This is a genomic window from Flavobacterium sp. 120, assembly GCF_003633605.1.
Lineage (GTDB): Bacteria > Bacteroidota > Bacteroidia > Flavobacteriales > Flavobacteriaceae > Flavobacterium > Flavobacterium algoritolerans.
Genome location: NZ_RBKZ01000001.1, coordinates 828,304 through 841,808 on the forward strand (window position 1 = coordinate 828,304; position 13,505 = coordinate 841,808).

The following is a 13,505-nucleotide window of genomic DNA, read 5'->3' on the forward strand; positions in this document are numbered from 1 at the left end:
GAAAAAGAGCATGTCAACGGAACAAACAGCGATAAAGGCCACTTATTTTAGTATTATTGGAAATACATCTTTGGCCATTATTAAAGGTCTGGCAGGTTTTTTTGGAAATTCGTATGCTTTAATAGCGGACGCAATTGAATCTACCACGGATATTTTTGCTTCATTTTTAGTTTTATTTGGAATAAAATATTCGAATAAACCTGCAGATAAAAATCATCCTTACGGACATGGAAGGGCAGAGCCTTTAATCACTTTTTTGGTTGTTGGTTTCTTAATCACTTCTGCCACCATCATTGCTTATGAAAGTATCATCAATATTGGTACGCCACATGAATTGCCAAAACCATGGACATTAATCGTTCTAGGGGCAATAATCATTTGGAAAGAGTATTCCTTTAGAGTAGTGATGAAAAGGAGTATTCAAACAAATAGTTCCTCATTAAGAGCTGATGCTTGGCACCATCGTAGCGATGCTATAACATCTGTAGCGGCATTTCTTGGGATTTCAATTGCTTTGATTTTAGGAAATGGATACGAATCAGCCGATGATTGGGCAGCACTTTTTGCATCGGGATTCATTCTTTATAACAGTTATCTTATTTTTAGACCCGCTTTGGGCGAAATCATGGATGAACATTTATACGATGATTTGATAGAGCAAATTAGAATAGTTTCACTTCAAGTAGACGGAATAATAGATACCGAAAAGTGTTTTATTAGAAAAGCAGGAATGCAATATCACGTAGATTTACATGCAATTGTAGATTCGAATATTACGGTAAAAGAAGGGCATGACTTAGCACATAAACTGAAAGATACGTTGCGGGAGGAAATACCTGAATTAGGTCATGTTTTAATTCATGTAGAACCGAATTAATTTTATAATTTAATTCATTTTGAAATTTATAAAAGCTAAAAAAGGCACAAGAAGATTATTTCTTGTGCCTTTTTTTCTTGTGGAAGTTTTACTCTAAAATATTTAAAAATTTAAGTCCAAAAACTACTCCGTCACCTTGAAATCCATTTTGGTAGGAACGTACATAGTCAATTCTTAGCATCTTAAATTTTCCAAATCCTAAATTATCTAAGCCTACCGTGAACTCAGTGTATGGCTTAACATTTGGTGTAGAAAGTGTATGAGCACCCAGAATTAATGTTGATTTTAATTTATTCAACAACGGAATTTTATTCATAAAATATCCTTCGTCATTGTATTCTGCGTGTGCTTCAAAATAACGGTTATTTGTACTGTTAGAATAATAAGGCAATAAGTTAAAAACATTCAAGTAGCGCTCTGTCTGACCTATGTGTGTTTGATTTCCATTGAAATGTTTGTAATCTACAAAAGAGATATTTTCTGCATTCAGGAATTTCCCGGCTTTTAAATTCATTCCTAGAGTTCCTTTATTTTCTAATTTTAAATCATAAGTTAATCGTGCATTTATGTGGTCAAATTCATATTTTTTTTCATTGGCAGCAAAGCCTTTTTCATACCCTAAAAATAATGTGGGATATTTTCCATTTCTAATATTATATTTTCCGTCTGGACGGGAAGAATATTTATTTCCAAAATTTATTCTCGCATTTAGATTCGCTTTCATCAAATGATGTTTTTCAAAAGCTGGAGTTGTGAAATCATCCGGTGCCAAAGGATTATTCGAAGTGTATAAATCATTTTTGTTAAAAAATGAGAAATCAGTATTGTTGAATAATGGTTTACGTTGTTGGTATTCTATTTTTCCATTTAGGTTCACTCCATTTGCAATATCTTGGCTATAGCCAATTGTTGCAAATTCAAGGTTATACAGCTTCATATAATTGTTCTTAAATGCTAATGAACTTATCGAATTTATAGTAGCACTAATGGGTTGTTCTGCATTAAATTGTTTCACTGTATTTCCTCCGGTCAAGTATAAAGTGGCATAATTCTGATTGTTGAACCGATGGATAAATTGTCCTGTTAAACGCAAACGATCTTCAGCAAAACCGTAGTTGAGTTTAGTACTTATAGAAGTATATATTCCTTTCTTTTCTTGATTTTTCCAGTTAGTGTATCTAAAGCCCGAATCAAAATTATACCCTTGTACGGTATTGAAACTTAGAGAACCTAGATTTAGTAATCCTTCATAACTAAAGGCATTTTTCTCTGAACTGTTTCTATAAGTATAACCCGTTAAGATTTTCAGCAGTTTGAATTTGTTTCCTTTTGCATCAATAGAATCTAAATATTTTTTAGAATTTCGAACCTTATAAATACTGTCTTTTCGAATGTAATCATTGCTTTCCTCAATGGTTAAAGGAATGGGTCTGTTGCTATTCCAAAAAATAGAATCTTTTTTATTTGAATTTATTTCGACACTTGTAATTTCATTTGTAAACGTTTTTTTAGCAAAGGAGTTCACAAATTCATAATTACTATAGACATAGGTATATTTCCCATCGAATTTTATTCCAAAGGCTCCGGCTGTAATATCGAGACTTTGGGTATTTTTTGCCCATATTTTGTTGCTTTTGTTGTAACTGAAGTTTTGTTTTAAGGTCATTACATCTACAAATTCTTCTTTCATTCGGTAACCTTTAATATCCAAGTCAACGGCATATATGGCCCAAGAATCTTCAACAATATAAATGTAACCTTCAAAAACAGGTTCGCTGTCACGTTTTGCAGTAACTTTTATTTTATTAATCATTTGATTATTGGCATCATAAAAAGTACTTTCTAATTTGTATGTATAATAATTGAAAGCATTATTTGAGATTGGAGAAATCATATTAACCCCAAAGTCAATTGTATTATCATAGAAGTCATAAAACGAAGATCTGGCCGTATTGTAACTGTAGCCGTTATCTCTTCCACTTACTTTGGAGGCAGTTACGACTTCTCTTAAATTATTGGGTTTCTCAAAAGTAATTTTAGAAAAAGTTTCAGACAATGAAATAATTCCCGTTCCTGTAGAATCCAAAGAACCATTCATATCACCAATTTTTTGGCCAAATATTTTTTTAGGGGCATTTTTTAGTTTGAAAATTCCTCTGGAGTAAAAATCAGCATTGAAACGTGCTGTTTTTTCAGTATTTTCTTTTTTACTGGCAATCGCATTTTTTATGATAGCAATTGCAGGATTGATTTTAGTGTTGATAACCACTTCGTTCAAAGAATAACTTTCTTCAATCATTTTAACGTCAAAAGAATAAGGTAATTTATCCGTCTGAATTGTTATTCGTTGCGTTTTAAAACCTAAAAATTGAAATACTACTGTTTGCTTTTCCGCTTTCTTCAAATTCAGCTCATATTTTCCTACTTCATTTGAGGTAGTCCCATTATAGGTTTCTTCTTGAAAAATAGTCACAAAAGGCAGGGGATTCCCTTTTTCGTCAGAAACGGTTCCTTTTATTTGTGCATGGTTCGTAAGCGATACCAATGAAATTAGAAGTAGGTAGTATTTTCTCATGAAAGTTTTTTCTTTCACAAAAATATAAGAAGTTTAAAAAGAGGCTATTAATTATTTGTTAAACATTTATAAGAATATTTTTATTCTAAAATGTGACTTACACGAAAGATTGGATAGCCAATTCATAACTTTTTAAACCAAAACCTAAGATTACTCCTTTTGCATTTCCAGAAATGTAGGACTGATGTCTGAAACTTTCACGTGAAAATGTATTCGAAATATGGACTTCAACAACTGGAGTTGTGATAGCTTTTATGGCGTCACCAATGCCAATGGAAGTGTGGGTATAAGCGCCAGCATTTAGAATAATACCATCGTAGGTGAAACCAAATTCCTGAATTTTATCAATTAATTCCCCTTCAATATTACTCTGAAAATAAGAGAATTCTATTGTTGGAAATTTTATTTGTAAAGTCGTAAAATATTCTTCAAAAGTTAAGCTGCCATAAACTTCTGGTTCGCGTTTTCCTAAAAGATTGAGATTTGGTCCGTTGATAATACTAATTTTCATAATTCCAGTTTTGGTAAAAATAAAAAAACCGTTCTAATTTAAAGAACGGTTTTGATAAATTTAATTTTTTTATTGGAATTAGAACGTAAATCCAGCTGATATTTGTACCACAGAGTTTTTAACTTCAGCCTCTTTTGACGCTTCAGTTAATCCTAGTACATAACGACCTTGTAAAAAGAAGTTTTTAGTGATATTAAATCCTAATCCTCCTGCTACACCAAACTCAAAAGTTTCTGCGTTTTCTATATCAAAATCATTTCTTTCGCTCAATAAAAAGGATGCTTGTGGGCCAAGATCAAGACTGACTGTTTTATTCAAATGAAATTTTGCTAAAACAGGAATAGACAGGTAACCTAATTCATTTTTGAATTCTTCAGCAGCATTCTTATAGGTTGCACCTTGAGTAGAGTACAATAATTCGGGTTGAACTGAAAAACCATCGGTTAACTTAATCTCGGCTACTAGTCCAGCATGATAACTGGTGATAGCATCTGTTGAATTGTAATTTGTCGAATTGATTGTCACTTCGCTTCCAGTTTGATTGGCATAGTTTAAACCAGCTTTAATTCCAAACTTGACCAATTGAGCTTGCATGTCTACAGACGCGGCAAGAAGTACTACTGCTACTAAAATTATTCTCTTCATAATTTGTTTTTTTATATTAATAATTGAATTGGGACTTTTACTTAAAACTATTTTGTTTAAGTATTATTGTCTAATTTTTCTTAAAACCAATTCTTGCAAAAATTAGTCCAATAAATTACAAAAGCAATTTTAAGTGCTCTATTTTTACTTGTTTTTTATGTTTTTAAATTTATTAAAAATATAAAATAATGATAGTCAGATAGTTATAAACTATATTTTTTACTGTTTTTAATCTGATTTATTTGATACTCAACGAGTTTTTCTTTCAAATAAGCCTTCTCCTATTTGATTTTTTTAACTTTGGTAGTATTAATTTTAAATGATGAATCATGAAAAAAATTATTTTAATGGTAGTTATGGTGTTCACTTTTGGTTTTGTGAATGCTCAAGAAAAAGCAGATATGGCATTTGGGGTTAAAGGAGGTTTGAATATCTCCACAATTACTAATGCTGATGTAGATGGAGTAAATACTAAATCTTTAGTAGGATTTCATGTTGGTTTTTTTGGAGAATTTATGATTAGTAATAAATTCGCTATTCAACCTGAAGTTTTGTACTCTGCGCAAGGAACGGAATTAGAGTTTGAGGGGATAAGTGGAGATTTGAAATTAGATTACATTACTATTCCGGTTATGGCTAAATATTATGTAGCGGATGCTTTTAGTCTTGAATTAGGTCCTCAAATAGGATTTTTAGTATCAGCCAAAGCTAAATCCGGTGGAGAATCTGAGGACGTTAAGGACGAGCTTAAATCAACCGATGTAAGTTTGAATTTTGGTGCAGGATATGATATTACGCCAAACTTTATGATTGGTGTGCGTTATAGTTTAGGCCTGACACGTTTGCAGGATGAAATTTTCCCCGGAGAAGATGAATCTAAAAATTCTGTTTTTCAAATTTCAGTAGGTTACAAATTTTAATATTTTTAAAAAGTTATATTCTAAGCCTCCCAATTTGGGAGGTTTTTTTATGTAATTAAATCGATATTTTCTTCAAATGAACTTTCAATCTATTTTTTTTTATAAGTTTTATATTGTTAAATTTAATTGGATTGTTTTAAAAAATAAACTCACTAAATTCCGTTAGAGAAGTGATATTAAATTATTGAAATTCATATATTTAATTAAAATTGATTAAATATCTCAAAATAAACTTACAATGAGTTTTTACTTTTTATTATAGAAAAAAAGTACTTATTCTGAGGTTTTTCTTATGTTTGTTAAAAAAAACAATCAAATGAAAAAAATTATTTTAACTGCAGTAGCAGTATTTGCATTTGGATTCGCAAATGCACAAGAAGCAAAATTTGGGCTTAAAGGAGGATTAAATCTTTCTACATTTACGGGTGATACTGATGGTCTGGATCTAAAATTAAAGCCAGGATTTAATGTTGGAGCTTTTGTAGCGGTTAAATTATCAGATAAACTTACATTTCAACCAGAAGCTTTGTATTCGATGCAAGGAACAAAAATTGATGAGTTTGAATTTGAATTAGATAATGCTGTTTATTTAGCTGAAGCCAAGATTAATTTGTCTTATATAAATGTGCCTTTGATGTTAAAATATTATGCTGCTGAAAAATTTAATCTAGAAATCGGACCACAAGTTGGGTTTTTAGTAGCTGCAAAAACAGTAGCTGAGGTAAATGGAAATGAGGGAGAAGAAGATGTTAAAGATAGTTTCGAATCGGTAGATTTCGGACTTAATTTTGGGGCAGGATATGACTTTACAGATAATATCTCAGCTGGCTTAAGATATAATTTAGGTTTGTCTAATATCGCAAAAACAGATTCTGGTGATGATTCTAAGCTGAATAACAGTGTGTTGTCAATTTCATTAGGATACAAATTTTAATATTTTAAAAAATATATAATTTTAGGCCTCTCAATTTGGGAGGCTTTTTTTATGCTCAAAAAAGCTTTACTTTGTAACTATGAATTGGATTTCCTGTATCAAAAGCTATCAGTCATACTTGAAAATCGAACGCGGTTTGTCTAAGAATACTATAGATAATTATTCTTTCGATATTGAACGGTTGTGTCTTTTTTTGACTAAAAATGAAATTGTTGTTTCACCGATTAAAATTGGAGAAGAAACAGTTCAGCAATTTATTTATAGTGTAGCTAAGGAAGTCAATCCACGTTCACAAGCCAGAATCATTTCAGGGCTTAAAAGTTTTTTTAGTTATTTGATATTTGAAGATTATCGGGTAGATAATCCATTAGAACTTATTGAAACTCCTAAAACTGGCAGGAAACTCCCGGACACTTTATCCGTGGATGAGATTGATAGTCTTATTTTTGCGATTGACTTAACCACTAACGAAGGTGAACGCAATCGCGCCATGCTCGAAACGCTTTATGGATGTGGATTGCGGGTTTCCGAATTAGTTTCTTTGAAAATTTCGGATTTATTTTTTGAGGAAGGTTTTGTTAAAATAACGGGTAAAGGAAATAAACAGCGTTTTGTGCCCATAAGTGATTTGACGCAGAAGTACATTCAAATTTACAGGAATACCATTAGAACTCATATCACTATTCAAAAAGGTTTTGAGGATACGCTCTTTTTAAACAGAAGAGGGAAACAGTTAACCAGGGCTATGATTTTTACTATTATTAAAAACTTAGCGGTCAAAATAGATTTGAATAAAACGATAAGTCCGCATACTTTACGACATTCTTTTGCTACTCATCTTTTAGAAAACGGGGCTGATTTGCGCTCTATACAATTGATGCTTGGGCATGAATCGATAACAACGACAGAAATATATGTACATCTTGACAGAACGTTTCTGACACAAGTTCTAAATTCATTTCATCCTAGAAAATAACATTTTGTTAATAATTTAAAATTTAGAATTGTTTAAGAAAGAAAAGGTTTACGGATTAAGCCTAAAATTAAATTTCTGAAAATTCAGTTTATAATCTCATCAAATTGGTGGGATTTTATTGTTAATTTGCCTGTTAAATAAAAAATATAATCTAAATTGTTCACGTATTAAATGTTATAAAAGAATATGGTTTTTGATTTTCCCCAAAACGGAAATTGCCAAGAGGTAAATGATTTTTACAGTAAATTATTTAATGAGATTCCAGATTTAATTTTTGAATTTGTGATTGCTCCTGACAATACCTATTTGTTTCCTTTAGTGAGTAAATCGGTAAACGATTTTTTTGAGCTGTCTTCAAATCATTTTGTTGACAGTGACAAATATGTGATCTATAACAGGATATTTGAAGCTGACCGATTGTCTTTTTTTCAGTCATTGGTAAATGCAAAAAGGAATATTACAAGATGGGATTTTGAGTTTCGGGTTTTATTACCTGAAAAGGGATTGAGATGGCTTAAAGTTTCATCAAAACCAGAATTATATCCTGATGGGAATATTGCTTTTTATGGAAGAATTTCAGATGTAACTGACTTAAAAGAACAGGAAATCAAGCTTAAAATTTCTGAAGAACGATTTAAATTTGCTCTTGAAGCTTCTACAGCAGGAGTATGGGATTGGGATTTAACGACCAATAAAGTTTTTTATTCCTCACAATCGATGAAAATCCTGGAGCAAGAGTCTTTGGATATTTTTGATAATCCGGAACGTTGGGACGAAATTGTGCATCCGGATGATTTAGAAAAATATTACTCTGAAATCCATGATCATTTTGATAATAAAATACCTTTTTATGAAAATTACCACCGTGTTTTAACCTCCAGCGGGAAATACAAATGGATTTTAGACAGAGGAAAAGTAATTGAGCGTGATGAAGATGGGAAGCCATTACGAGTTATTGGCACGCATACTGATATTTCTTCGCAAAAAGAAAAAGAGCTAGAATTAGTGCGAACAATGGAATTGTTTAGTCAGCAAAATAGCCGACTATTGAATTTTTCACATATTGTATCCCATAATTTAAATACACAAGCAGGAAATATTAAATCACTATTAGACATTATAGATGAGGATGATAATTTAGAGAGTAACAAAGAAATGTTGGCTCATTTGCGCACTGTTTCGAATGATTTAAACGAAACAATTGCTAATTTGACTCAATTGGTGCTCATACAAAGTAATTCGAACATTCCTATTAAATCATTAGACTTGAATTTTTATTTAAATAAGACTTTAGATTTAATCAAGAATTTAAAAAATTACAATCAAGTTACCATCATAAATGAGATTCCTGAAGGTGTTTTTGTCGATTTTAATCCGGCATACCTAGAAAGTGTTTTGTTGAATTTTACAACAAATGCTATAAAATATTCGAATTCTAATAAACCAGTGGAGATAAAATACTCGTTCTCATTGGAAAATGGTAAAAAGACCTTATCGATTTCAGATAATGGATTAGGCATCGATTTGAAGAAATATGGAGATTCTCTTTTTGGTATGTACAAAACATTTCACAAGCATGAAGAAGCTAGGGGATTAGGATTGCATATCACGAAGAATCAAATAGAATCGATGAAAGGGACTGTTTCGGTTGAAAGTGAAGTAGGAGTAGGGACTACTTTTAAAATCGTTTTTCACGACAGTTTGAATGATTAGTTAATTGGGTTGATAAATAACAAAGTATCTTTTAAAGTAACTATATAGTATGCAAAAAAAAAACTTCTCAGCGATGAGAAGTTTTTTTATATTAAAATTTAAATAAATTATTTAGCGATATTCACGGCTCTTGTTTCACGAATTACAGTTACTTTAACTTGTCCAGGATACGTCATTTCTGTTTGGATTTTTTGAGAGATATCAAAAGATAAGTTAGCTGCGTTTTCATCAGAAACTTTTTCGCTTTCCACAATTACACGAAGTTCTCTACCAGCTTGAATTGCATAAGCGTTTTTTACACCGCTGAATCCGTAAGCTACTTCTTCAAGATCTTTTAGACGTTGAATATAAGAATCCAATACTTGTCTTCTCGCTCCTGGTCTTGCGCCTGAGATTGCATCACAAACCTGAATAATTGGCGATAATAATGATTTCATTTCTATCTCATCGTGGTGTGCTCCAATAGCGTTACAAACCTCTTCTTTTTCACCATATTTCTCCGCCCATTGCATTCCTAATAATGCGTGTGGTAAATCACTTTCAGCATCTGGTACTTTACCAATATCGTGTAATAAACCAGCTCTTTTAGCCAATTTTACGTTTAGACCAAGTTCAGCAGCCATGATTCCACAAAGTTTAGAAACTTCACGGGAGTGTTGTAATAAATTCTGTCCGTAAGAAGAACGGTATTTCATACGTCCTACCACTTTAATCAATTCAGGATGTAAACCATGAATTCCTAAATCGATAACGGTACGTTTACCAACTTCTATAATTTCATCGTCAATTTGTTTAGCAGTTTTTGCAACTACTTCTTCAATACGAGCCGGGTGAATTCTTCCGTCAGTTACTAATTTATGTAAAGCCAAACGTGCAATTTCTCTACGTACAGGATCAAAACAAGAAAGGATAATTGCTTCTGGTGTATCATCTACAATGATTTCTACTCCAGTCGCAGCTTCCAGTGCACGGATATTTCTACCTTCACGACCAATGATTCTACCTTTTACGTCGTCAGATTCAATGTTAAATACCGAAACACAGTTTTCTACTGCTTCTTCTGTACCAACTCTTTGAATAGTATTGATGATGATTTTTTTAGCTTCTTGTTGTGCAGTTAATTTTGCCTCTTCAATAGTGTCTTGAATATGAGACATTGCTTTGCTTTTTGCTTCCGCTTTCAATCCTTCTACTAATTGATCTTTAGCTTCTTCAGCAGATAAACCAGAGATAACTTCCAATTGTTGCAATTGACTTTTATGCAATTTGTCAACTTCAGATTGTTTCTTATCTAGGTTTTCAATTTTAGTGGTGTATTCTAAAGTTTTAGATTCGAAATCATCATTTACTTTTTTAGCTTTTGATAATTCATTAGAAACTTGAGATTCTTTGTCACGAACTCTTTTTTCTATTTCTGCAACTTTTTTATCACGGGATAAAATAACCTGTTCGTGCTCTGATTTTAATTCAATAAACTTTTCTTTTGCTTGAAGAATTTTATCTTTTTTTATGTTTTCAGCTTCCAGATTTGCATCTTTTAATATGGATGCTGCTTCTTTTTTTGCGTTTTTAATTAAGTTTGAAATATTGCTTTTTTCAATCAATTTGGCGATCCCAAAACCTCCCGCAATACCTATAATTCCTGAAATAATAATCGTTAATATGTTGTCCATGTTTGTTAAAATTTATATATAAAAAAGCCTACATTAGATTGCTTGTATAAACTCGAAAAGACAAGTTTTGAGCTAACTCGTTGTTCAAGCTTCCAAACTGAATTGGCTTGCTATAGTAACGATGATTTGCTCATTCTAAATTGTTAGTGTTGAGTTTACCAAATATGAACTAATGTAGGCAGTATCTTAGTTTTTGTAAAGAACGTTTATTTGTCGAGATATTGATCTAAAATCGCATTGATTTTTTTAATTCTTTCGATGGTTGCTTCTCCATCTATCGCATTATCAATTTGTTTTTGTTCCGTTTGTGAGGCAAATTGTAAAGCACACATGGCTAATACATCTTGCTTGTCACGAACTGCATAATTTTCTTCAAATTGCTTGATCATCGTATCAATTTTTTTTGAAGCGCTTCTAAGGCCTTCTTCCTGAGAGAAATCAACCGTTAACGGGTAGACTCTGTCTGCGATTGATATTTTAATTTTAAGCTTTTCGTCCATATCTTTTATTAATCTGATAGCTGTGCTATACAGTAATCAATTTCGCGAATTAATGAATTTATTTTAAGCTTCGTATCTCTTTTATTATCGTCACTGCCTAGTAATGTATTTGCTACTTTGAGTGTTTCATACTGCGTTTTTAGCGCTTCAATCTCTTGTGACTGAGTTTGTATTATGGATGCAGTTTTTGTTAATTCGTTTTTCAAATCTTGATTATTTTTCTCCAAACCTTTCATTTTTGTGAAAAGTTTTTCAATCTTACTTTCAAGAGTATCAATAATTTCTGCAATTGCACTCATTATATATCTTATTCATTACATAATCATACAAAGTTAGTATTCCTTTTTAATTTTGCAATATTTTATTATTTTTTTTGCATTAAATTAATTAAATATCAGTTGTACAAATGGTTACGAACCATTTTTTTTATCGCTGTTTTGAATACTTTTTTTATCTTAGCAAAAATGTAAACGATGAGATTTCCTGTATTTTTTTTATTTTTTTGTACTTCTGTTTTTGCACAAGTTGACTATCCAAAAGATTATTTTAGATCTCCTTTAGATATTCCGATGCAATTATCAGGAAATTTTGGAGAATTGAGACCCAACCATTTTCATGCAGGTTTTGATTTAAGAACGCAACAAAAAGAAGGATTAAAAGTATACGCAGTGGCCGATGGTTATGTGTCAAGAATAAAGATTTCTACTTTTGGAAACGGAAAAACAATTTACATCAACCATCCCAATGGGTACACATCAGTTTATGGGCATTTAAAAATGGCCAATGGCGAAATAGAAAACTACATCAAGAAAACGCATTATAAAGAAGCATCATTTGAAATCGAAATGTTTTTTAAACCTGATGAAATGGTGGTAAAAAAAGGAGAAATCATTGCTTTTTCGGGTAATACAGGAGCTTCAGAAGGACCACATTTACATTTTGAATTTCGAGATACTAAAACAGAGTTTATAATCAATCCGATGCTTTTTGGGTACGATAAATTTTTAAAAGATACAAAGAAACCTGTCGTTTCCGGAGTTTATGTGTATCCTTTGGATTCAAAAACTACGGTTAATCACTCGAAACGACCTTTGTTGCTAAATGTTTCTTTGCAAAAAGATGGAACTTACCTTGCTGATAAAGTAGTTGCAAACGGTACAATAGGTTTTGGTATTTCGGCTTATGATACTGATGATGTTTCGTTTAATAATAACGGAGTATATAAAGTGCAGTCTTTTTATAATGGAAAACCAAATTTCGGTTATGAATTCAATACCTATTCATTTGACGAAATGCGCTATATCAATGCGCTGATTGATTATTCTAGATATAAGAAAATGCAGCAACGGGTTCAGAAATTATTCATGAAAAACCCGTACAATCTTAGCATTATACAAGCCGATGAAAATAAAGGAGTTTTACAGGTAACTCCAAATTTAGCATCTTTATATCGTATTGAAGTTTCGGATTTTTTTGGAAATAAAAAAACAATAGCCATTCCTATTCAATATGATTTATTGTCTACAACTATCAGTCCTGAGCCAGTGCAATCGAACTATTTTGTTAAAGCGAATAAAGACAGCAATTTTGCTTTAGCGAATATGTCGGTTTTCTTTCCTGCGGGAACTTTTTACGAAGATTTTGATTTGAATTTTGATGTAAAAAATGACACGTTGTTTTTACACGACGATACAGTTCCTGCCCACACTAATTTTACGGTTTCAATTGAAGACACAAAATCGACTGAAGCACAGAAAGAGAAAATGTTCATTGGCAGAATAGAAGGAAAGAAAATAAATTACAATCCAACCTATAGAAAAGACAGCATATTCAATACAAAGGTTAAAATTTTAGGTAAATATGCTTTGGTTGCAGATACTATTGCACCAAAAATTACTATGGCGGTTCCTGTTGAAGGGAAATGGATTAGCGAGCAAAAAACAATTCAGCTTTCTATATACGATGAAGTGTCTGGCATAAAATCATACAACGGCTATTTAAACGGAAAATGGGTGTTATTCGAATATGATAATAAAACCAGAAAACTAACCCATTATTTTACTGATGGAATTGTTGCTGAAGGTGCCAATGATTTAAAAGTTGTTGTGATTGATAATGTAGGAAATTCAACTACCTTTGAAACTCGTTTTTTTAGAAGCCAAAAAAAATAAAAACCAAATA

At 31.6% G+C, this 13,505-nt stretch carries 12 protein-coding genes and 1 other RNA gene; 6 read left to right on the forward strand and 7 right to left on the reverse strand.

What is annotated here, in order from left to right; all coding sequences use genetic code 11:
* Positions 1 to 10 precede the first annotated feature (10 nt).
* Positions 11 to 877, forward strand: coding sequence for a cation diffusion facilitator family transporter (locus C8C87_RS03505; RefSeq protein WP_099716113.1), 867 nt, complete (start codon positions 11 to 13; stop codon positions 875 to 877).
* An 88-nt stretch (positions 878 to 965) separates the two neighbouring features.
* On the opposite strand, the gene C8C87_RS03510 is transcribed toward C8C87_RS03505, so the two are convergent.
* From C8C87_RS03510 to C8C87_RS03520, 3 genes are all read right to left on the reverse strand, one after another.
* Positions 966 to 3,452 carry a DUF5686 and carboxypeptidase regulatory-like domain-containing protein gene (locus C8C87_RS03510; RefSeq protein WP_121341207.1) on the reverse strand — a complete coding sequence of 829 codons (2,487 nt, stop codon included), beginning with the start codon at positions 3,450 to 3,452 and terminating at the stop codon, positions 966 to 968.
* A gap of 97 nt (positions 3,453 to 3,549) precedes the next feature.
* A complete protein-coding gene (gene aroQ / locus C8C87_RS03515) occupies positions 3,550 to 3,963 on the reverse strand; it encodes a type II 3-dehydroquinate dehydratase (protein ID WP_099716111.1) in 414 nt (137 codons plus the stop codon).
* A gap of 78 nt (positions 3,964 to 4,041) precedes the next feature.
* Positions 4,042 to 4,608 (reverse strand): porin family protein, encoded by a 567-nt coding sequence (locus C8C87_RS03520; protein ID WP_099716110.1) that lies wholly within the window; start codon positions 4,606 to 4,608, stop codon positions 4,042 to 4,044.
* A gap of 329 nt (positions 4,609 to 4,937) precedes the next feature.
* On the opposite strand from C8C87_RS03520, the gene C8C87_RS03525 reads away from it, so the two are divergent.
* From C8C87_RS03525 to C8C87_RS03540, 4 genes are all read left to right on the forward strand, one after another.
* Positions 4,938 to 5,528, forward strand: coding sequence for a porin family protein (locus C8C87_RS03525; protein WP_099716109.1), 591 nt, complete (start codon positions 4,938 to 4,940; stop codon positions 5,526 to 5,528).
* A gap of 316 nt (positions 5,529 to 5,844) precedes the next feature.
* Positions 5,845 to 6,462, forward strand: coding sequence for a porin family protein (locus C8C87_RS03530; RefSeq protein WP_121343280.1), 618 nt, complete (start codon positions 5,845 to 5,847; stop codon positions 6,460 to 6,462).
* A 79-nt stretch (positions 6,463 to 6,541) separates the two neighbouring features.
* Positions 6,542 to 7,438: a site-specific tyrosine recombinase XerD gene (gene xerD / locus C8C87_RS03535; protein WP_099716108.1), complete on the forward strand. Its 897-nt coding sequence runs from the start codon at positions 6,542 to 6,544 to the stop codon at positions 7,436 to 7,438.
* 186 nt (positions 7,439 to 7,624) lie between these two features.
* Entirely contained in the window at positions 7,625 to 9,151 is a 1,527-nt protein-coding gene (locus tag C8C87_RS03540; RefSeq protein WP_099716107.1) for a PAS domain-containing protein, read from the forward strand.
* A 107-nt stretch (positions 9,152 to 9,258) separates the two neighbouring features.
* Here C8C87_RS03540 and rny read toward each other — a convergent pair whose 3' ends face one another.
* The 4 genes from rny to C8C87_RS03560 form a co-directional block, all read right to left on the reverse strand.
* A complete protein-coding gene (gene rny, locus C8C87_RS03545) occupies positions 9,259 to 10,824 on the reverse strand; it encodes a ribonuclease Y (protein WP_099716106.1) in 1,566 nt (521 codons plus the stop codon).
* 48 nt (positions 10,825 to 10,872) lie between these two features.
* Positions 10,873 to 10,979, reverse strand: a non-coding RNA gene (ssrS, locus tag C8C87_RS03550) — 6S RNA.
* A 51-nt stretch (positions 10,980 to 11,030) separates the two neighbouring features.
* Positions 11,031 to 11,324 (reverse strand): cell division protein ZapA, encoded by a 294-nt coding sequence (locus C8C87_RS03555; protein ID WP_099716105.1) that lies wholly within the window; start codon positions 11,322 to 11,324, stop codon positions 11,031 to 11,033.
* A gap of 8 nt (positions 11,325 to 11,332) precedes the next feature.
* A complete protein-coding gene (locus C8C87_RS03560; protein WP_099716104.1) occupies positions 11,333 to 11,623 on the reverse strand; it encodes a hypothetical protein in 291 nt (96 codons plus the stop codon).
* A 174-nt stretch (positions 11,624 to 11,797) separates the two neighbouring features.
* Here C8C87_RS03560 and C8C87_RS03565 point away from each other — a divergent pair, with 174 nt between their 5' ends.
* Entirely contained in the window at positions 11,798 to 13,495 is a 1,698-nt protein-coding gene (locus C8C87_RS03565; RefSeq protein ID WP_121341210.1) for a M23 family metallopeptidase, read from the forward strand.
* The last annotated feature ends 10 nt before the right edge of the window (positions 13,496 to 13,505 follow it).